This is a genomic window from Paenibacillus anaericanus (genome assembly GCF_003994475.1).
In the GTDB taxonomy this organism is placed as follows: Bacteria; Bacillota; Bacilli; order Paenibacillales; family Paenibacillaceae; genus Fontibacillus; species Fontibacillus anaericanus.
In genome coordinates, this window is sequence record NZ_RZNY01000012.1 from 69,806 (window position 1) to 89,964 (window position 20,159).

Genomic DNA, 20,159 nt, shown 5'->3' on the forward strand with positions numbered 1-20,159 from the left:
TTGATCTACTATCCATTATCATGGGAGCATACTACAAAACAAACAGGGGAATTCCCTCAATTCACTCAAGGAAATTCCCCATATGATGACTGTTATTTATTCCAATGCATTTCATCTAGTAAAACGCGGGTTGGAATGGTAAACCTAACTGATTTCTTGTCCTTCTCTATTACTATTTCCAAGTCACATTTAAGCGATTTAAGTTGCTCCATTACGGGGAGGAAAAGCTCATTCGATGCAGGATGAAGGAGATAACCCTCAAACTCAATCAAGGTTTGTCCCAACTCATCTTGACCGATGATCAATTGCGCATCCACTGCCTGAGTCCCACACTCTCTCACCAAAAGTGCTAAGATAGCCGTAATTTCCTCCTGTCGTTCATCGTTCAGTCTTGTTATTCGCTGATCCAGCAGTTCACAGGTTATCCCAGCGGCTCGTGCTTCTTGCAATAGCTTGATAATGGATCCATGTGAATTATTCAGTTTAGAATCTGTGTCTCGAGGACTTTCGTTAATCCATGTTGGCGAAACACTCGAATCCTCACTCCCACTTGGCGCCGTTGGAGCCTCGTCATAGAAACCCGCAAGCGTACCTGCACATGCTTGTACTCGCATGATATCTTCCTCCGGAAATTCTCGTCTACTTCGCTGACCAACGAGCAGCACACCGTAAGCTTGATTTTGCACATGGATGGTGGAATTTATGGATACGCCTACGCCAGAGTATAAGGATTCCACGAGAAATATCGGATATTCCAATACTTCCTCCTGCACTTCCTCTGGAAATGCTAAGACGACATGCGGTGACATGCCCTGTAGTACTTTCCCAGCCATTCCTCTGCCCATACGAACAGCTATTTTTTTGTATCGATCAGATTGCGCTCCAAGCGCGAATCGCCAATAAATATCACGATATTGACCATCCGACAATGCAATAGCCACAAAATCCAGTCCCATCTCATTCTTAAGCTGCTCTAGCTCCCATTGGATCTTCTGCTGTATTGTCAGTTTGTTAATCAAAATCGAGCAACCCCCTTCTATAAGCCAATTTCATCAAATCGCGGCGGTTGTCTAACTGTAGTTTCTCCATAATATTCGCTTTATGGTTTTCAACCGTTTTAACACTGATCAACAGCAATTCTGCCACTTCTTTATTGGTATAGCCTTTGGCCACAAGACTAAGAATTTCCTTCTCCCGCTCTGTAAGAGATTCGAACACATCCTTCGTTTCTTTGGTCTGCCCCTGCAAATACCCTTGAATTACTTTCTTGGTTGCGGATGGATGCAGGTAAACAAGTCCTTGATAAACCTGTTCAATGGCCTGGACGAGTTCAGTCATTGGTGACGATTTTAAAATATACCCGGAAGCACCCGCTTTAAGTGCCCGAAATAAATATTGTTCATCATCATGCATGGTTAGTACGATAACCTTGATCTCCGGAAGCGATTGCAAGAGCTCCCTTGTCGTATAAAGTCCGTCACGACCATTCGGAAAACTCAAATCCATCAGCACAATATCTGGTTTTAACTCCAGCGCCTGTTTGATGCAGGATGCACTATCAGCAGCCTCACCAATGACAGTGATGTTCGATTGTGCATCAAGAACAGCGCGTAGCCCACTGCGTACGACAGCATGATCGTCTACAATAAAAACCTTCACTTTCATTATACCCCCTCCTCTGACCCCGAAATGCTGCGATCCTCGACAGGAACTTGTACTTGAATGATTGTTCCTTGTCCTAGCGAGGATTGAATGTCAAACGAGCCACCCAAAATTTTGACTCGTTCTTCCATACTGTATAAGCCAACACCCTGCCGAAGCTCAGTGGTAATGATAAATCCTAGACCATAATCTCGTACTTCAAGCTCGGCTAGCGTGGACTGAAGCTTCAACTGTACATCTACTACATCTGTTTGAGCATATTTAGCTGCATTCGTAAGAGCTTCCTGAACAATCCGGTAAAAAGCGGTCTCTATCGCAGCTGACATCCGGCCACTATCCTCTTCCACTTTAAAATGAACCTGAATGCCAAATCTCTGTCCGTATGTGCGAAAGTATTTGCGCAGCGCTGCAATCAATCCGATATCGTCAAGAGCTGATGGCCTAAGCTCAGCAGATAAATCACGAATATCCTCGATGGTGTTCCGGATGGATTCCTGCAACGTGTCTAGTTTCTCTTGCAACACATATTGCCGAGTTGCGTCCAAATCCTCTGAAAGCTCGCTATCCATATTTTGCTTCAACACCTCAGATTGGATGAGAATGCTATAGAGCGATTGTCCAATCCCATCATGTAGCTCGCGAGAGATAAGCTTACGCTCATTCTCTTGAGCAAGAAGAATAGAGTGCGTTATCATCTTTGCTATTTGATGCTGCTCCTGCTGACGTTGCTCTTCGATTTCTTGAATACGCAATATACTTAAAGGGCCATGCATCGAGTCCACATAGTGGGATACACTTGCATTGATCGACTTGGCTCCTCCTTGTGGAGTGATTAGCTGTAGTTCTACTGGCTGCTGCAAGGAGTCAGACACAAAACAATCCTGATAGGAGCATAGCTTGTTCAAGCCAGGATAATTCGAACACATGTTGCAAAAACTTACGGATACTTCACCTTCATCAAGCTTCAACATCCGACTCGCTGCAGGATTAATGCGCTTGATATTCATTGTGCTGTCGAGCACAAGAACACCATCCGAAATATGCTTGAATACATTGACAAGCTGCTCCTGCTCTGATCGAAGCCTTCGTCCTTGCGAATATATGATGAAGAAAAAGAAGGTTATAATGATAAGCACGAAGAAAAAAGTGGGTATAAAGCGCTTCCAATCCGTATCCATATTTCCTAACATGACTCGAATCGAGAAGACAATAATGAGGGTAGTGAGGATCGTTAACAATCCATTCTTGACCATAAATCCAGCTATTCCAAGCGATCTCCGAAATGATGACATCGTTGCTTCCCCTTTCATCCTTTCATCAGCGATTGCCTGAGCAAGCGTCCCAAAACAAGCATTGGATTGATGAAAGCCATGCTTCCCTTAGTGGGTTATACGGACCCCTCTTGCTCCCCATGAGCTGTAAATCTCCGTTGCTGTTTCTAGCTGATCATAACACTAACTGATTCATTTCCTTCCGTCAAGATCACACCGACCTCCGAAAATCCAGTGTACACGGGCACTTATCAAGCAGCTGGGACGACAAAAAAACCCGCATTAATGTGCGGGTTTAGAACTTATTGCTTTGTGTCTATCAAAGATTCAATTCTGCACCTGGATGCAATGAGTGCAACCCCTTATGTCCTTCACCCAGCAACCTCGCCACAACCAGATCAGTTTCTTCTTTGGGTGCATGAACCAAAACCACTTGTTTACTTGGCACTTCATTCAACATCATGCTTACATCGAGTAGTCCTTGATGAACTTTATAGCATATGTGCTGTACACTACATTCCGATACATTCGTTTCTTCATCTAATATTTTTCTGGCAAATGAACCACGTGCCGTATGACCTGTCAAAATAACTGCATGTTTCGACGACTGTGATAGTTGATCATAGTACCAGCGTGCTCGTGGGGACTCCATCATCCCATCCCCGGTAAATATAATGCTGGGCATATCTCTCGCCAATAACTGCATACGTTCTTGATCATCTGATGGAACTGTCACGTTACTGCTATTCAACACCTTATCCATTCGGCGCAGCGCATCTACACGGAGCCATTCTGACCAGTTCTTCATTCGCTCAAGTCCACGCCAAATCTCTTTCTCCACGATGATTTCATATTCGAAAAAATGTTCTGATGCCCAGACTAGTAATTCCTGGCCTCGACCAAGTGTAGGAACTGGTAACAACAAGTGTCCACCTGCCTCAAGAACACGCTCAGCAGCTTGCTTAAGTTGCTCCAACTTTACCTGTTGCGTGTCATTCTCCATACCATATGCATTGTCTACTATAGATAAATCGGCCATTAAATCTTTAGGAGAATCTGCGTCTAGTAATTGAGATTCACTGCTATAATCCCCGGAGAAGAATAGCCTGCGCTCTTCCATCTCTAGCATGAACCATACAGAACCGGCTAAGTGCCCACTTCGGCCCCATTTCAACTTCAAGTCATCACTCAGCTCGAACCATTCACCTGGCGAGGCATAATCCTCAAGAAATCGGTAGGTTATCGCCCCTACATGCTCGTCTTCGTACGGAAGTTCTCCTCCACGTCTGATCACATGTCTACGCCAACTGTCAAAATAGTTCTTCAGTTGCTCCGCAGTTGCTCGCGTTGTCCAAATATCACCCTTATATCCGTGTTTATATAATAAGGGAAGTCCTATGGAATGATCCTCATGTGCATGCGACAAAAAAACTACCGTTAATTGTGGAACTTCCTCTGCTACAAGAAGTGGGTAGATTCCTTCTCCCTCTTTCTTCACTCCACAGTCAAACATAATCCGGTTCTGTTCTCCGGAGAAGAAATAACAGGAGCGGCCGTGTTCGCCCGCTCCGCCCCAAATGTTTAATTTTATCATCAAGCATTCCACTTTCTTTTGGAGCCCAGGCTCTCAATAATTACAAGCATAACGGTGGTGAGCCCAACGGATACGACAGCCATCGCCATACCCAACGACACTTGTCCTTGTTCAAACTGAGCAAATATATACGTTGCTGAGGTCTGCACGGATGGTGGCAAAATTAACAACGAGGCCACCAATTCACGTGAGGCGATGGTAAACGTCATCATCCAACCAGCCAGCATACCGGGAACAATTAGTGGTAACAGCACACGGCGGAACACATAATGAGGCTTTCCACCAAATACTTGCCCCGCCTGAAATAACGAGGAATCAATTTGGCCAAAGGCACTTTTAACATATTGCACCGTATAAGGAATAAACAAAATAACATACGTCAAAATGACCATACCATACGTGTTATAAAGTGGAATCGGCATCCAAGGCGAATTCCATAGCAATATCAATCCGACGACCATAACAATGCCTGGTACTGTATTCGGTAGTAGACTAAACAAATCAGTAGTTCTTTCCATACGGGTGCGTGATCGCCCAATGACAATAGCAAACCAGGTGCCGAGCACTACGGCAATCGTGGAGGCTGCAAGTGACAATAGCACACTGTTCATCAGTGATCTCATGCTGGCAGAACCCCAGGTCAACAGTTCTCGGTAAAAATCCAGCGTAAAGTTATTCCAAGCAAGTCCTACTCCACGTAGCTTCATAGTTGAAGCCGCAATGATCGAGAAATAGGGTACCCCTATGGACAGAAGTAGCAACAAAACTACATAGATAACATAAATCCAAGTTCCCCTGCCTTGTGAATGCAAGGAGGAACGACGACTCCCCTTACCACCCACCAGGCTATATGTGAAACGACGACTCAGAATGGACTGCGCATACCATACAAGCAAACATGCGGTAAGCAATACAGATGCCAGCGAAGTCGCCTTACCGAAATCGATCGGCCAACTTGAGATATATTTATGAATCTCCGAGGTCATGACTTCATAACCAATCCGTTTACCAAATGTAACGGGTGTTCCGAATTCAGCAATCGTTTTGACGAAAATGAGCATCGCTCCCATTCCATACGCTGATAGCAGTAACGGTGCAATGATGCGCCGAAAACGATAGGTGAAAGGGGCTCCCAGCACAGCCCCAGCTTCCTCAAGACTACCGCCGATCCGCTCAAGTGCTCCGCGTAGCATGAGATATAGAAATGGAAACAAGTGCAGACTCATAATCGCGACCATCCCCCCGAAGGAGAAGAAAGCTGGGGTCACAGAAGAAAGTCCGGGTATAAGTTGCTCCAAGTACCCGTTTTTTTGCATGAACAGAATCCAACCCATAGAACCTATATAAGGTGGTGTCATGAATGGAATCAAAAAAACGATGTCCAACCAGCGCCACCGGGCAAGCCGGGTATTCACCATAATCCATGCAAGTGGTAATGCAAGCACCGTCGTACCGGCTATAACGCAAATTCCTAGCCAGATGGAGCCCATTAGAACTTTGAATAGCTCAGCGTCGGCCAAAGTACGGAATGGAGCTGCCCACTGCAGCTCACCATCCCGATATACGCTTTGAACAAATATTTCAACCAAAGGGACAACAATCATAATCGTCAGTACAAATAATGCTAGGGCGATGGACCACGCTCGAAAGTGTCGCAGAGATGAAGGGTTCTTCATGATTACTTAAATAATTGTGTGAACTTATCACTCACTTCTGCTCCATGTTCATTCATCCATGACCAATCAACTTTGAGCAGTGGAATTTCATCCAGGTTAGCGCGATTCTCAGCTTTGATGTCGGTACGGCCTGGGAGGAGAGCTGCATCAGATACCAACTTCTGAGCTTCATCAGATAGTAAGTAATCAATAAATGCTTTGGCGTTCTCTTCATGCTGAGTTGATTTCATAATCGCCGCGGGACGTGGGCTAATCACAGTACCTTCCTTCGGATACACGATATCAACCGGCTCTCCCTTAGCTTTTGCCTTATAAGTCATGTAGTCAACCGCAGCCGCTACCATGCCTTTGGCACCTGTGATGACTGGATCCAGTGCTTCTTGATTGGCACCTGCAACAGCTACATCATTATTATTAAATTGCTCGAACAAGGACCAGCCGCTCTCTCCTTTGTCACTGATATAACCTGTTATGAAATCAAGGGCAGAACCCGACAATGTTGGATCAGGAATATTGATTCGCCCCTTATATTCTGGTTTCGTCAAGTCTTCCCAAGATGTTGGAGGGGTTGTAACAAGCTTCGTGTTATAAGCAATGCCAAGGGCAGAAGCACTACTGCTGAAATAGTTCCCCTCTTTATCGGACCAGTCCGGGTTAAGCTTATCTGCATTCTTTGCTTCCGGGTAAGGTAATGTCAACCCATCGTTCTTCAACCCTTGTGCAGAAGGGAGAGATGCCAGAATCACAACGTCAACGACCGGATTGGCTTTCTCCGCCTCCATACGTGCTAGAATTTTGCCTGTTGTTCCTTGGAACATTTCCACTTTCACGCCGGTTTGGGCTTCAAACCCTTCAATGATCTTGTTCGCCAGGCCTTCTGGTCCCGCACTGTAAACAACGAGTTTTTGATCGGTTGCTTGAGTGTTCGCTTGAGTGTTCATTGCACTGTTATTTGCTGACGCCGAAGCCTCTTTGGCAGTCGAATTAGCATTACTTCCGCAGCCTGCCAACGTTAACCCCAGTGCCAGAGTCAGTGTAAGCGAAGTTCCCTTTTTCCATCCCATCTTAATCGAATTAAAATTAACCATCATTAATCTCTCCCTTTATTTAGATTCATCCAAGTGATGAAGGCGATGATGCGGTAAATAAACTTCTGTCTTCGTACCTACAACCTGTCGAGTATGGTGATACGCGGTCCATTGCTCTCCATGTCCTTCCGCTTTGAGCCTGAGTTCATAACGTTCGCCTACGTAGCTGACATGTGTGATCTCAACTTGATAAGAGTGACATTCTTCTTCAGTAGGCTCCCATAAAAGATGCTCTGGACGGAACATCGTTTGTTCTGGCACAAGCCAGTTTGATTTGCCGATAAATCTTGCTACAAAAGCATCTGTTGGTTTACCATAAACCTCTTCCGGTGTTCCCGATTGCAAGATGCAACCACTATTCATAACCACCACTTCATCCGACATGGACATCGCCTCAATCTGATCATGTGTAACATACAGAGCTGTAAGCCCCAGATCACGAACTAATGACATCATTTCCACGCGCATGTCCTCTCGTAGTACTGCATCCAGTGCGCTTAGCGGTTCATCGAACAACACTAGACGTGGCGTAATTGCTACGGCACGCGCAAAAGCTACACGCTGCTGCTGCCCCCCAGACAGCTGATGCGGAAATCTCTCTGCCATCCCTGTCAGCTTAACCTTGTCCAATGCTTCCATCACGGTTTCACGGATTTTGGAGGTTCGCTTCCCCGCGCGAAGTCCAAAGGCAACATTTTCAAATACCGTCATATGCGGCCATAGGGCAAAATCTTGAAACACCATCCCGAAACCACGTTGATGTGTTGGTACCGCCCTTTTCGCTGAACCGGAAAAGATCACCTCTTCACCCATCGAGATCGTACCCATATCCGGTGTTTCTAGCCCTGCAATCATGCGCAGAATTGTTGTTTTCCCGCAGCCCGAAGGGCCTAGCAGTGTCGTAAAGCTTCCCTGACGTACAGTCAAATCCGTCGGGTGCAAGGCGACAGTTCCACCAAAGGATTTACCGAGCCCGCGTATGTTCAAATCCATATCATTACCTTCCTCGTATGCTTTGGCGTTGTGCAATGTTTATCTTACAAATACAAGTTTACGTGTGAAATACGATGCCCGTGTTAAACGAATGTAAAGGCAGAATTAATTATTTCAATGAATACTGTTAACATTCATAGATTAAATCTATAGATAAGGAACAACGAAAGAGAGCGATGATTATGTTAAATTTGAATCTACTAAAGCTACATATCGTGGAGTTACTCGAAAAGCACAACAAGATTACAACTGTCGCAGACATCCTTGAATTAAAACAACCGACCGTCACCTTTCATATGAAGAACATGGAACGAGACTTCGGAGTCAAGCTGTTCGAATCGCGAATGGGAAAAATCATTCTCACAGATGCGGGCTACGCTCTGCTCCATTACGCAGTCAAAATCAATGCACTCGCCGCCGAGGCGGAGCGGGTTGTATTGGAGTTCGACACACTCCGCAAGGGTAGCATCCGCATCGGAGCAAGTTATGTTCCGGCTACTTATGTACTTCCCGCATTATTGCATAGGTTTGGTAAGGAGCATCCTGGAATCCAACTTTCTCTATTTGTCAAAACAGCTCCCGTGATCAAAAATATGCTAGAACACCATGAAATCGATATTGGCATTATCTCGACCGAACCCTTTTCTGCTCCTGGGTTGCTTACGGAAGCGATCTGTGCAGACGATTTGGTACTCATTTGTTCACCAACTCATCCATTGGTCTCTCTGGAAAATGTAACACCTGAACTAATTTCCTCCTCCCCCTTTGTTCTTCATGGCAAAGAATCCAGCACCCGTAGGATGACGGAGACATGGCTGGAACACCATGAGCGACGTCTATCTTCCTATCTGGAGCTGGATTCACTTGAAGCTATTAAACAAACAGTTATGTTTGGGGAGCATGTATCATTCGTTTCCCGCATGGCCGTCCAGGCGGAAGTCCAGCGCGGACTGCTTCAAATGCGCCCGATTCCTGGGAATCTTATTGAACGTTATGTATTTGCCGTGACCAATAAGGAACGGCATCGCTCCGCATTGATCAATCAATTCAGCAATTATTTGTACTAACAAAAAAAGTAAAAATCGTTGCTTGATAAAAACACGGGAAGTAACGTTACGTTTTGGAGGATGTTACCATCGCTGTTAAATGAGAATTTCCTGGATGAACAATTGTAGTGGTTGAAATTCTCATTTAAAGGTACTTGTCCACATTCCTCCAAAACTCCACTAGTAAACGGGTTCTTGTCAAGCACCTATATCAGGAAAAAGCAAAAAAACGATCCACCTAGCATAAGCTTGGTGGATCGTTTGGTAGTTATGGTAGTTATATTAGCTCTCAACTTTGTTACTCTATATCAACTTGTGCCTATACCATTTATCGCCTTTGAATCGCCATGCGAACACAAACCCACGAATGCTCCATTCAGAGACCATGGCTACCCATACTCCCATAATACCTAAATTAAGAGTAATGCCTAAAATGTAGCCTAGTATTACACGGAACAACCACATAGAAAGCAAGGAGGACATTGACGTAAACTTAGAATCGCCTGCTGCCCGTAATGCCGAGGGCATAACAAAACTAAGCGACCACAATATAGGTTGAGCAATCGCTATTAGTACCATCAGTGAGAATATGGTAGGAATCATTACCTCTGGTGGAGAGAACAACCTCACAATAAACGGGAATAATGGCATGATGATTGCCGTCACGACAACGAAGAACACCGTAGAAAGTCCGATAAATGATTTGATAAACTTCCTGGCATCCTCAATTTCCCTGCGCCCGATACACTGACCAACAACCGTTACAACGGCAATACTTAGCGCACTCCCGCCGATTTGAAATAACAACGATATGGAGCCACTGATCGCATTTACCGTAATCGCAACCGTCCCTAATTGAACAATAAACGTCTGTGTTAATAATTTACCACCATTGAAAAACATCTGTTCTGCAGCAAACGGAAGCCCGATGAACATTATTTTCTTGAGAATCGAAAAATTAAGTTTCAGTGCATTTTTTATTTTGAAACGTAACGTTTGATTATATTTCAACAAATATACTAATGAAGCAACCATTCCGAGAACTCTAGCTGAAATCATTGAAATAACTAACCCTATAACTCCCATATCAAAAACCGTAATAAACAAAACATTTAAACCTAGATAAGTTAAATTCATAATTAAAGATAAACCGAGACATGCTTTGGTCTCTGCAACACCTCTCAGCACACCACTTACAGCTTGAAAAATCGCAATAAATGGATAAGAGATACAACTACCGATGAGGAAAATCCTCGCATTTTCGAATATCTCTGCTTCAGCATTCCCAAATAGCAGGTTTAGAGTAGGTGTATGAAATACGATCACAAAAGCACTGATCGATAAAGATAATATCGCAACTGCGGATATGGCTTGCGCAGCAGCCTTCGATACCATCTCTTGATTCCCACTGCCTTTATATTGCGCCACAATGACGGTACCGCCTGTCGCCACAGCAACAAAGACATTGACCAAGAAAATATTCAGCGAATCTACCATACTCACCGCACTAACAGCTGCTACCCCTGAGGAGCTGATCATCGCCGTATTCAACAAACTCATCAAAATAATAAAAGCTTGATCCACAAAAATCGGAATAATAATAGCGATAATTTGTTTGTAATCCATCGATTTGCCCGTAAAGTATTTATTCAATAAAAAAACCGATTTTCGGTTTAAGCTCGGCATTATTTTATTCACTGCATCATCACTTCTTTGCTAGGTTATGTCAAGATACATCGATAAATGTCGAATCACTCTTAATTATACCATTCCTAAACAGAACCGTGATGTGAAAAGTGTTGCTAAATTACAATGTTTGGAAAACAAAAAAACGAACCCCTTTTTTCTGAGGTCCGTCTCTCCTTTTTCTATACAACCACAACTGTCTTTCTATTTTTTATCCACCTGAAGTAGTGTTATGTTCTTTAGCGAAAAAGTATCTCTAATACTATCTTCCGAGATAACATTCAGTTTAATTAAACTAGCTACCTTGGATGAATCCGGCTTAGAGAGCATACGCCATACTTCGGGGTCAGGCAGTGCTTGATACAGCTTGTTATCGTCGTATTCCTTCCGCACTTGATGTACAATTTTCACCCTATAACTTCCTACCTCTAGATCAGATACATCCTGCTCTGCACAATGATTCATGATTTCACTACGTAATTCCGCCAATTCTTGCTCTATCTCCTTGTGACTTTGCTTCAGTTGATAGTATCGTTTCACTTTCTTGTCCAATGTGTTCACGCTCCTCTTAGTACATATTTATGCTGAGGAGTATTCGCACATATCAAAAATCTCAAAATTCTATGAAGTTAATTTCGACCACTTATTAAATTGAACTATTCATTGTGATTATAGACTCCAAGAGCGAAAAGTTCTTACGATCGCTGTTGTCCCCAAATTTCTTGATTGAGCTGTTATAATGGTTGAAATTCGGGGACAAAGGCGAACGCTTCGCTTCTTCAGAATCATTTCGCTCTCTCCGCTATATCATCATGATTTATTTCAACATACCTAATTCCACAATAGAATCTCATCAATTAACGAATCTGAGGGAACTCTACCTCTGGGAAATCTGGACTCGGTCCCTCAAGCAGTTGACCTCCGGTTCCCTTTAGATGTTTGTCAAAAAAGTCGAGAACGTATTGGTTAACAATATACGCACCTCTGCTTCCTTCAATCTCACCTGTCATTCCCATCAAGTTTAGCAGACTTGAATAGAGCTGGAAGTCCGTAAAATTATAATGAGCCGTGCCTTTAATATCAATCAGAGTCCCCCCATGCTGAATAACTTGATTTATAATATCGTTTTCCTTATGCATGTTATCAATAAGCTTAATTAATTCCTCCCTGGTTAAGTTCATCTTCGTTAAGTCTTGATCTGAAATCTCCTTGCTGCTATTCTCCTGAATTTTAATGAAGTCCTCAGATTGGATGAACATAAACGGCTTGGTAATTTCATATTTGCTGTCCAAGTTAAATAATGAACCATCTAGATCAACTCCAGCTTTTAGTTCAGAAATTGAATCATATGCATTGAATGCCGTTGCCCCTCCGAAGGAATGTCCCATAACCCCGATGTTGCCCATATCCAATTTTCCATTAAATCGACTTTGGATACCGCCAGAATTTAATTCCTTCATCTGTTTTAAGATAAACTTAACGTCCTGTGTCCATACCTCCAGTAGTAAGTTAGAGCTTGTGTTTCGATCCATATCCATTTCGTCTGTGTTAAAACTGGTAACATGTCCATCTGGGAAAACGGTTGCTGCTGTATTGTAAGTATGGTCTATTGCAACAACGACATAACCATGGCTCGCCAGATTTTCAGCCTGTGAGGCATGTAATAATCTTCCTGTCCCCATACCATGATTCAGTATGATAACCGGATATGGTGTTTCAGAGGCTTTTACTTCAGCGTCTTCATAAGAGTGACTCTTCATATATTTCCAATAATCAAGCACAAATGGCGGTAAATTCAATGGTTCTGCGTATGCAGCTATAAACTTCTTAAATACCTTTTTATCTTCGGGAAAAAGCGGGCTTTCCTTGCTTCCCTTCGTTTGCCCAGCAGGATACCAAATTTGGACCATCAGTTCCCTTTTATCCGCTGGATCATCCGTAAAAGTCTCATCTCTGCTCTCATCCTTAAAGTAAAAGATTTGTGTTCCCACTTTGTCAGCACCAGTTGGAGTAGGAAGGTTGAATACTGGCAAATAAACAGACAAACCGATCGAAATAACAATTAGCCCTCCCATTAATAAGTAGCAAATATACGCCAGGGGACTCTTGGTTTTGTCCCGAGTTGGTGTATTCCGCCGTCTTAACATAACAACGTTGATACTAATCACAGTGACGCAGTACACAAACAACATCTGCCATCTGTAACCTTCAATTATCAATTGCATAAACAAGGCAACACCACTAGCAGCAGACACAACAGCCCCCGTTAATTTGGTTAGCTTATAGCTAAATAAATGCACCAGCAGGAGCATACAGATTATAGTTAGCATCAATTCTAGCGATCTCATTTCGTACTCCACCCTTTTCATCGTTGATTCTTTAATACTAGTTGAGCAAGTTTAAGATCGAATACCGATTATGTTTAAATTTGGTTTAAAATAACTGGTTTCGCAGAGATGCAAATGACATTTTTTATCGCAACCTGCGATGAATTAAGGTACTATTCAATTTGGACATAGCGGTTTTGTCCAATCTAGAACAAGGGGAAATTTATCATGTGGTTTGTATTTGCTTTAATAACAGCTCTCGCTTGGGGAGGTGCTGACCTATTTTATAAAAAAGGTTCGGATCCTGATGATAGGTTCAGTCATATTAAGATTGTCATTATGGTCGGCTTGATCATGGGGATTCATGCCACGGCTTATATGCTCATCAAGGGAATTACCTTTGATCCAACAGATTTGCTCCGATACTTGCCTGTATCTGCACTGTACATCTTATCGATGACGATCGGTTATATTGGCTTGAGATACATAGAACTCTCAATTGCATCTCCTGTGCAAAATTCTTCCGGAGCCGTAACGGCCATATTATTGTTCATATTTTTCACTCACGAGCTCGGTGTAGTTGAAATTTTGGGTATATCCATTATCACCCTGGGCGTTATCGGAATTGCTATCTCGGAGAAAATCGCCGAACAACAGGCACTCCGACTTAGCTCCACCCTAATCAATAAAAAATATCAAATCGGCTTTATGGCCATTATGTTTCCGCTTCTATACTGTCTAATCGATGGACTGGGGACCTTTGCTGATGCAATTTATTTGGATGAATTAAGCCTGATCACTGAAGACTCCGCCTTACTAGCTTATGAATTCACCTTTTTCATTTGTGCCGTGGTGTCATTTACATATCTAAAGTTTGTTAAGAAACAAACGTTCAACGTTTTTAAAGAACGAAACAAAGGATTCGCCGCCATCCTAGAAACTACCGGCCAGTTCTTCTATGTCTTTGCTATGGCTAGTAATGCCATCATCGCAGCACCACTCATTGCCTCATACAGCATATTCTCAGTGCTACTATCCCGAATATTCCTCAAAGAGAAACTAAGTAAGGTTCAGTACACGATTGTTGTGGTTGTTATTCTCGGTATCGCATTGTTGGGTATTGCTGATGAACTCTGAATTATAGAAGTAGTTACATAAGATTCAAACTCTATAGTTAAACGAGAAAAGGCCTCTCCGAGACAACGGATCAATTCCGTCATCCAGGGAGGCCTTATTTAATTAAATCATTATGTCATTAGCTAACATAAATACAAATGCTCTTACGCAGCTTCTATTGCTGTGTTATCTACCTTCCCCCTACGGAAGCTGATATTGGCCTTCCCCGTATGGAGCTGATACATATGCCAAAATACATAAGGTACAATCAGGACGAAGTTTATTATACCCCAATACTTAAGCACCCCTGCGTTGTACCAGGAAGATGAATCCATAAGGGCAGGGAATAAATTAGGGAAGCATGCTCTAATAATTAAGTGAGTTGCTAAAGTATAAACTCGGGCAATAACGTATAGTTCAGGTCTTCCCTTAAGTACAGGATATAGCTCTGCGGCTAATAGAATACATACTGAACTTGCAAAATATACGGGGGATTCGCCATATACGAAACACGCATTCCAAGTCGTGTATAGAAAGTTCCATGCAATGGTTGTATATACTAATAGCTCGCCATTTTTACCCGCAAGTTTCCAAAAGTTACGCTTTAGTGGAAAAGGAATGGTTACACAAAGCAGAAATCCACATGCAGCATTAAAAATATTTCCCAATGTGAAATCTTTGATCGTCGCTTCTGCAATATTAAGGAAAAGCACTCCATATAAGATCCACAGCACCCACTCCTTGCGGAGCGAATCCCAGAACTTACCCTTAAATTTACCCGCTAAACTATCGGCATTTGCTAGGCGTGAAAAACCCACAAAGATAGTTGGAAAAATGACACTGAGTATTTTGGACCATCTAAACCACCCAACAACTCCACCCATAATCCACATTGGAAAAGTGACAAGTGAACCAATCCAGAATACGTTGGCGAATTTCACATGCTCGCGCATATAACCAACAATCAACATAAGCAAACCAATATAAACAACCATGGATACCATGTATTGCCATAACGGAATTTGCATTTTACGCCCTCCTAGAGATATAAGTAGATGTAAATTTTTAGGTACATAACGAACGTTCGGTTTGGTTACATTGTATCCAGATTATACCACAATGTCAATCCGATAAATCCCTTTTATACCCTTCATTCTATTGGTTGTGTCTGTATTAATATGGTACTATTATTGAAAGTTCCAACGAAGACAATACAAACAGGAAAAATTGCAGGATGGTGGTAGTTTTGATGAATAGTGATGGCAAAGAAAAGATATTGCAGGCCGCCCAAAGGGTAATCATTGCACATGGAATTACAGGTGCTACTATGCGAGGTATTGCACAAGAGGCAGGACTCAGTACGGGAGCCATATATCATCATTATAAAAATAAAGAAGAAGTACTTTATGATGTAATGGATAATAGTTTAAGTGAATCTACTCGGATCGCTGAGAAATCCAAAAATTCACAAGAGAATCATGAAGCTGTGATAGCAGAGATAAGGGATAATATCTTAAAAAGGTTTGAAAAACCTTCAGATAATAGATTACAGTTCTATCTTGCACAAGAAGCCATCATTGGAAATGAAGAGCTTAGATTAAAGTTCAAAGAGAAATATGAGGAATGGATTACTAGAACTGAGGACCTTATTAAATTCTTATACCAAAAGGAAGAAAATCGTTACAGTCGTGCCTTTGCTTCATTATTAATCGGCGCTATAGATGGTGTAGCACTCCAAATGGTATTGGGTTCAAATGTTTCATCTCCTGAGGATATATCTGAGGTTTATCACTACTTATTAAAAGACGGAATACCAAAATTTTTGGATTACTTAAATAGTCAGGACTTGAAACCACTTACCTAATAGCATGGAAACAGCGCAAAAAAGACAACCCCCTACTATAGGAGGTTCGTCTTTTTTTGCGGTTCATTTTTAATTGGTGAACCTCGAACAACTGATTTTAATTATAAAGACAACGACAATATTTTATCCAAATCTTCGATCCAAGAAATAATGAAACCAGAGTTCTCCTGTAGTTTCTGTGGATCCTTTTCATATCCCTGCAACAATTTATGCTGTCGTTCATAATAAATCTTCAGTTTATAAAGCTGATCTTTGTAGTTATATATAGTAGAATAATCTTCTTTTTCTATTGCCATGGATAGTTGCAGCAACACACTTTTCATTTCATCCACGGACATCCCCGTTGTTTTTTTGAAATCTCTCAGAACCCATTGACGCTCGAAAATATTGCGTTTAAACCATCCTTTGTATTGCTCGGTATAGGTTTAAACTATTTTTCCTAATCTGAGTTTGTATTCTTCCCTTTGCTCTTCATTTAGCATTAATGTTGAACGATCTATTGTATGTTGAGTATAGACTCCACCATCCATCAGCGCCTGTATAGAGCCAATCTCCTGACCGTTATATTGTTTAGCCAGTGCAACAGAAATTGCAAAACCCGTGCCGGCTGCCTCTGCATCAAGAATCTGCCCTTCATTGTCTCTATAAAACTCTTCAGTTGACATATTCATAAGCCGAGCAATCGTTTCAATGCCCTTTTGAGCTGTTTTCGTTTTTACAAGGCCTGGTCCAATTGCGTATGTAATAATATTAGTGTCTTCCATTTCCCCGGCTAAAGTATTGCATAATTCAACTTGTGCTGTCTTGAACACTTCATACACTCCCATATACGGCGCAGCACCTGAAGAGGGTACAAAAACAATCACACCTGCGTTGCGTTTGAGCATATCCGGTAAAAACTTCTGGATTAATAACACTGGAGCTCTAACATTTACGAAATAGCTCTGATCCCAGTCTTGAATACTCACAGACTCAATGGCTCCAAATGGTGTAACTGTTGCATTATTAAAAATCACGTCAACAGCACCAAATCGATTGTTGATTGATAGCTTCATTATATCGAGTTCTTGTACATTGCAGATATCAATAGGATAGAACCACACCTTGTCAGTGTTCAGTTCTTTGTTAATCACTGTCTGTGCTTGCATCCCTGTCGTTGTATCGATCTCAGCAATAACGACATTTGCCCCCAGCCAAGTAAGTGCTCTTGCCGCTTCGTAACCAATACCACCACCTCCACCAGTTAAAAGGACAGTGACATTTTTTAAATGATCTCTTTTAAAACTGCTCTTTTCTATAAGCATACTTACCTCCTATGATGCCCTAGTGTCACACATAGATAGATACCGGTTCAAAGGGATGTCTTAAGCTACATAGCATCACTTCTAATGATAAATGCATATTCACTTTCATTTTCTCCCCAGGTACAGTTCAATTGAAAACCTCTGATTGAAGCACCTGGCTCATAATCTGCACTGTTAGAACTTAATCCTGTGGCTAAATTTGTATCCAGAACAAAAGATCCTTTTTTATTTTCCAATTCAAATGGAATTACTTTTATTTCTTTTTCCGTATATTTAATGTCACCACTTGCATCCAACACATAATCTAGCAATTCAATTGAATCTGGAGCAGCACCTTTAAACTCAATATGGAATTCTGCATTTTTTTTGATATAAGGAAGTTCTGAAGCCGATTTCTCCCTCATGATAGTCTGAAAGGTACCCTCCCTGTCATATTTAGCGCCATTCCATTGGTTAAGTCCAACCACATATTCTATTTCCGTATCGCCGGTAGTAATCACTATTTCCGGTGGTTCTTCTAATTTATTATTGCACCCAGACAAAAGAGTAATGAATACAACGAGTAAAGATGATAGTACAAGATTCTTCATTTGTTTTCTCCCCTTCACCTTTGTAACTACCATTTTTGCCATTTCGAAGTGTTTCAGCTTCTTTTAATAAGTATAACTGATCCATATCTATGTTCCAATTTTTAGGTGATTATATTCAATTTGTTACATTAGCCCAACTTTGAATCCATCGCGCCAAGAAGTAAACTGAGGCTGCCAACCATATTTTAATGCTTTACTATTGGATGCCCCCCGTTCACCCCTACCGCTTTCACTCTGAAACACAGGTGCTGGTGCGCTTATCGCATCCGCATAGACCGGCAGCCACTCCGTTCCGGGTGCAGGTTCATTATCCACGATATTGAATGTACCAGAGGGCCAATCTAATGCAAGATGTGCTGCACGGGCCGCATCGTTCACATGCACGAAGGAACTAATTCCTTCACTCGCAGCTAGTTCACCTTGCCGTACCTGCTCAGCAACAAAACCGTTTGTTGCATACCAAGTATCAGGCCCATAAAATAGTCCATAACGTAAAATGACATGCTCCGGCATTTCGGTCACCTTGCTCTCCAAAGCTTGAATCCCTTCGACTGTTGTTCTTCTAGGCATAGGGGCCTCTATATCAAGTGGCTCATCTTCTTTAGCTGGTTCCCCTCCGGGAGAATAAGCCCATGAGATGCTCTGCGCAATTATCTTACGAACACCAACAGCTAACGCCGCATCTACGAGATTACGCGTCCCTTCTTTCCGAATATTTGCATTATCTACAAAGTTACGAGCACTTAGGGCCGTCAGTTGATGAATAATAACTTCCGGTTGAATTCCCCTTATAATTTCAAATACTGCTTCACGGTCAAATATATCTACCGTTACTGGGAAGCCCCCCATATTCTTAATCACAGGAATATAATCCGGGTTTCGAATCAAGCCAGTGACTTCATGTCCGGCTTGGACTAACATAGTTACTAGTTCTCTTCCAACGATGCCGCTTGCTCCTGCGACTACGATTTTCATCCCGTTTTGGCCTCCATTTCAATCTCAGTTACTTTACGTACCCGATAATTAACCCCAATTACACCGGCAATAATTAATGCTGCACCAATGATATGATAAAACCTAAGCTGCTCGTTCATAAAGATAACTCCTGCCAATATGGAAATAAGGTTGCCCAGATTCACAAACATACTCATACTGGTGGCCTCAAGCTTAGATAACACGTAATTGGATAACAATGAAGAAACTAACGAAGACAATAACCCAATATACGCAATGGAAATGATAAACTGAGGATGGCTTAAAGGTTCAATGAATTCGTACATAGTCCCAGATATCACATGTTTAGTAATCGATAATGCATTGAAGCTGACACATCCGAAGAGCATCATCACATAGCTCATTTGAAGTGCGGTAAATCCATCTCTTAGATACCTGGCAACTACACCATATAATGAAAGTAAAAATGCTGACAAGAGGAGCAAAAATATTCCTAAAGCACTCGTACCCTGTGCCGAAGCTCCGCCCATCACAATAATGTAGATCACCCCACCGACCGAACACAACACAGACAGTTTCTGAATCCAAGTGGTTCTCTCTTTTAGAAAGAGTGCAGCAAGGATTAGAGTGAATACCGGCGATGAAGCTGAAATTATTCCTCCGATAGAGGAAGTTGCATGCGTAAGACCAAAAGCTTGAACCCCGAAAAACGCTGTAGGATATACCAATCCGAGCGGCAACAAGCGTAGCCAATTGCGACCTTTCATATCTAACTTAATCCATCCTGCTAGTACAGGAATACCTAACGCTACAAACGAGATAGTAAATCGATAAGCAACGGTGTCGATGGGATCTGCGAAATTCAGGGCTATTTTCGTAAACAAGAAGGAGAAACCAATAATAAGTGCGTATAATAGAGCCAACAGATAGACCTTTTTGGGTCCCTTCATCTCTATTCCCACCTTTCTAATAACTTAGAGTTTGTCAA

19 protein-coding genes are annotated in these 20,159 nt (G+C 42.2%); 3 read left to right on the top strand and 16 right to left on the bottom strand.

What is annotated here, in order from left to right:
• Nucleotides 1-92: 92 nt before the first annotated feature.
• The 7 genes from EJP82_RS15225 to EJP82_RS15255 all read right to left on the bottom strand — a co-directional run bounded on the left by EJP82_RS15225 (nucleotide 93) and on the right by EJP82_RS15255 (nucleotide 8,284).
• Nucleotides 93-1,019 carry a GAF domain-containing protein gene (locus EJP82_RS15225; RefSeq protein ID WP_127192923.1) on the bottom strand — a complete coding sequence of 309 codons (927 nt, stop codon included), beginning with the start codon at nucleotides 1,017-1,019 and terminating at the stop codon, nucleotides 93-95.
• Nucleotides 1,012-1,665, bottom strand: coding sequence for a response regulator (locus EJP82_RS15230; protein WP_127192924.1), 654 nt, complete (start codon nucleotides 1,663-1,665; stop codon nucleotides 1,012-1,014). Before EJP82_RS15230 ends, EJP82_RS15225 begins: the two co-directional genes overlap by 8 nt.
• Nucleotides 1,665-2,954 carry a sensor histidine kinase gene (locus EJP82_RS15235; protein ID WP_170220201.1) on the bottom strand — a complete coding sequence of 430 codons (1,290 nt, stop codon included), beginning with the start codon at nucleotides 2,952-2,954 and terminating at the stop codon, nucleotides 1,665-1,667. The genes EJP82_RS15230 and EJP82_RS15235 overlap by 1 nt, the downstream gene beginning before the upstream one ends.
• Before the next feature lie 298 nt (nucleotides 2,955-3,252).
• The gene (locus EJP82_RS15240) at nucleotides 3,253-4,527 is read right to left on the bottom strand and encodes an MBL fold metallo-hydrolase (protein ID WP_127192926.1); all 1,275 of its coding nucleotides are present in this window, start codon (nucleotides 4,525-4,527) and stop codon (nucleotides 3,253-3,255) included.
• Entirely contained in the window at nucleotides 4,527-6,203 is a 1,677-nt protein-coding gene (locus EJP82_RS15245) for an ABC transporter permease (protein WP_127192927.1), read from the bottom strand. Before EJP82_RS15245 ends, EJP82_RS15240 begins: the two co-directional genes overlap by 1 nt.
• Nucleotides 6,204-6,205: 2 nt before the next feature.
• Nucleotides 6,206-7,291 (bottom strand): ABC transporter substrate-binding protein, encoded by a 1,086-nt coding sequence (locus EJP82_RS15250; protein ID WP_127193018.1) that lies wholly within the window; start codon nucleotides 7,289-7,291, stop codon nucleotides 6,206-6,208.
• A 15-nt stretch (nucleotides 7,292-7,306) separates the two neighbouring features.
• Nucleotides 7,307-8,284 carry an ABC transporter ATP-binding protein gene (locus EJP82_RS15255; RefSeq protein ID WP_127192928.1) on the bottom strand — a complete coding sequence of 326 codons (978 nt, stop codon included), beginning with the start codon at nucleotides 8,282-8,284 and terminating at the stop codon, nucleotides 7,307-7,309.
• Between the two features lie 182 nt (nucleotides 8,285-8,466).
• On the opposite strand from EJP82_RS15255, the gene EJP82_RS15260 reads away from it, so the two are divergent.
• Nucleotides 8,467-9,351: a LysR family transcriptional regulator gene (locus EJP82_RS15260; protein WP_127192929.1), complete on the top strand. Its 885-nt coding sequence runs from the start codon at nucleotides 8,467-8,469 to the stop codon at nucleotides 9,349-9,351.
• Nucleotides 9,352-9,633: 282 nt separating this feature from the next.
• On the opposite strand, the gene EJP82_RS15265 is transcribed toward EJP82_RS15260, so the two are convergent.
• The 3 genes from EJP82_RS15265 to EJP82_RS15275 form a co-directional block, all read right to left on the bottom strand.
• Nucleotides 9,634-11,016: an MATE family efflux transporter gene (locus EJP82_RS15265; protein WP_127193019.1), complete on the bottom strand. Its 1,383-nt coding sequence runs from the start codon at nucleotides 11,014-11,016 to the stop codon at nucleotides 9,634-9,636.
• Nucleotides 11,017-11,220: 204 nt separating this feature from the next.
• A complete protein-coding gene (locus EJP82_RS15270; RefSeq protein ID WP_127192930.1) occupies nucleotides 11,221-11,568 on the bottom strand; it encodes a hypothetical protein in 348 nt (115 codons plus the stop codon).
• A 305-nt stretch (nucleotides 11,569-11,873) separates the two neighbouring features.
• Complete coding sequence (locus EJP82_RS15275; protein ID WP_127192931.1) at nucleotides 11,874-13,364, bottom strand: alpha/beta hydrolase family protein; 1,491 nt, start codon at nucleotides 13,362-13,364, stop codon at nucleotides 11,874-11,876.
• A 207-nt stretch (nucleotides 13,365-13,571) separates the two neighbouring features.
• Here EJP82_RS15275 and EJP82_RS15280 point away from each other — a divergent pair, with 207 nt between their 5' ends.
• Nucleotides 13,572-14,480 (top strand): EamA family transporter, encoded by a 909-nt coding sequence (locus tag EJP82_RS15280; protein ID WP_127192932.1) that lies wholly within the window; start codon nucleotides 13,572-13,574, stop codon nucleotides 14,478-14,480.
• Between the two features lie 143 nt (nucleotides 14,481-14,623).
• Here EJP82_RS15280 and EJP82_RS15285 read toward each other — a convergent pair whose 3' ends face one another.
• Nucleotides 14,624-15,487: a hypothetical protein gene (locus EJP82_RS15285; RefSeq protein WP_246054166.1), complete on the bottom strand. Its 864-nt coding sequence runs from the start codon at nucleotides 15,485-15,487 to the stop codon at nucleotides 14,624-14,626.
• A 221-nt stretch (nucleotides 15,488-15,708) separates the two neighbouring features.
• Here EJP82_RS15285 and EJP82_RS15290 point away from each other — a divergent pair, with 221 nt between their 5' ends.
• Nucleotides 15,709-16,323, top strand: coding sequence for a TetR/AcrR family transcriptional regulator (locus tag EJP82_RS15290; protein WP_127192933.1), 615 nt, complete (start codon nucleotides 15,709-15,711; stop codon nucleotides 16,321-16,323).
• A gap of 101 nt (nucleotides 16,324-16,424) precedes the next feature.
• Here the strand turns inward: EJP82_RS15290 and EJP82_RS15295 are convergent, their stop codons facing one another.
• The 5 genes from EJP82_RS15295 to EJP82_RS15315 form a co-directional block, all read right to left on the bottom strand.
• Nucleotides 16,425-16,655, bottom strand: coding sequence for a hypothetical protein (locus EJP82_RS15295; protein WP_127192934.1), 231 nt, complete (start codon nucleotides 16,653-16,655; stop codon nucleotides 16,425-16,427).
• 93 nt (nucleotides 16,656-16,748) lie between these two features.
• Entirely contained in the window at nucleotides 16,749-17,627 is an 879-nt protein-coding gene (locus EJP82_RS15300) for an SDR family oxidoreductase (RefSeq protein WP_127192935.1), read from the bottom strand.
• Between the two features lie 65 nt (nucleotides 17,628-17,692).
• A complete protein-coding gene (locus EJP82_RS15305; protein WP_127192936.1) occupies nucleotides 17,693-18,217 on the bottom strand; it encodes a hypothetical protein in 525 nt (174 codons plus the stop codon).
• A 123-nt stretch (nucleotides 18,218-18,340) separates the two neighbouring features.
• Complete coding sequence (locus EJP82_RS15310; protein ID WP_127192937.1) at nucleotides 18,341-19,192, bottom strand: NAD-dependent epimerase/dehydratase family protein; 852 nt, start codon at nucleotides 19,190-19,192, stop codon at nucleotides 18,341-18,343.
• Nucleotides 19,189-20,121, bottom strand: coding sequence for a DMT family transporter (locus EJP82_RS15315; protein ID WP_127192938.1), 933 nt, complete (start codon nucleotides 20,119-20,121; stop codon nucleotides 19,189-19,191). The genes EJP82_RS15310 and EJP82_RS15315 overlap by 4 nt, the downstream gene beginning before the upstream one ends.
• Nucleotides 20,122-20,159: the final 38 nt, after the last annotated feature.

What these genes read in the sequence shown, in the direction of transcription:
- EJP82_RS15230 (WP_127192924.1), bottom strand. Translation starts at nt 1,665, where the DNA reads ATGAAAGTGAAGGTTTTTATTGTAGACGATCATGCTGTCGTACGCAGT.
- EJP82_RS15235 (WP_170220201.1), bottom strand. Translation starts at nt 2,954, where the DNA reads ATGTCATCATTTCGGAGATCGCTTGGAATAGCTGGATTTATGGTCAAG.
- EJP82_RS15240 (WP_127192926.1), bottom strand. Translation starts at nt 4,527, where the DNA reads ATGATAAAATTAAACATTTGGGGCGGAGCGGGCGAACACGGCCGCTCC.
- EJP82_RS15245 (WP_127192927.1), bottom strand. Translation starts at nt 6,203, where the DNA reads ATGAAGAACCCTTCATCTCTGCGACACTTTCGAGCGTGGTCCATCGCC.
- EJP82_RS15250 (WP_127193018.1), bottom strand. Translation starts at nt 7,291, where the DNA reads ATGGTTAATTTTAATTCGATTAAGATGGGATGGAAAAAGGGAACTTCG.
- EJP82_RS15255 (WP_127192928.1), bottom strand. Translation starts at nt 8,284, where the DNA reads ATGGATTTGAACATACGCGGGCTCGGTAAATCCTTTGGTGGAACTGTC.
- EJP82_RS15260 (WP_127192929.1), top strand. Translation starts at nt 8,467, where the DNA reads ATGTTAAATTTGAATCTACTAAAGCTACATATCGTGGAGTTACTCGAA.
- EJP82_RS15265 (WP_127193019.1), bottom strand. Translation starts at nt 11,016, where the DNA reads ATGCCGAGCTTAAACCGAAAATCGGTTTTTTTATTGAATAAATACTTT.
- EJP82_RS15275 (WP_127192931.1), bottom strand. Translation starts at nt 13,364, where the DNA reads ATGAGATCGCTAGAATTGATGCTAACTATAATCTGTATGCTCCTGCTG.
- EJP82_RS15280 (WP_127192932.1), top strand. Translation starts at nt 13,572, where the DNA reads ATGTGGTTTGTATTTGCTTTAATAACAGCTCTCGCTTGGGGAGGTGCT.
- EJP82_RS15285 (WP_246054166.1), bottom strand. Translation starts at nt 15,487, where the DNA reads ATGCAAATTCCGTTATGGCAATACATGGTATCCATGGTTGTTTATATT.
- EJP82_RS15290 (WP_127192933.1), top strand. Translation starts at nt 15,709, where the DNA reads ATGAATAGTGATGGCAAAGAAAAGATATTGCAGGCCGCCCAAAGGGTA.
- EJP82_RS15300 (WP_127192935.1), bottom strand. Translation starts at nt 17,627, where the DNA reads ATGCTTATAGAAAAGAGCAGTTTTAAAAGAGATCATTTAAAAAATGTC.
- EJP82_RS15305 (WP_127192936.1), bottom strand. Translation starts at nt 18,217, where the DNA reads ATGAAGAATCTTGTACTATCATCTTTACTCGTTGTATTCATTACTCTT.
- EJP82_RS15310 (WP_127192937.1), bottom strand. Translation starts at nt 19,192, where the DNA reads ATGAAAATCGTAGTCGCAGGAGCAAGCGGCATCGTTGGAAGAGAACTA.
- EJP82_RS15315 (WP_127192938.1), bottom strand. Translation starts at nt 20,121, where the DNA reads ATGAAGGGACCCAAAAAGGTCTATCTGTTGGCTCTATTATACGCACTT.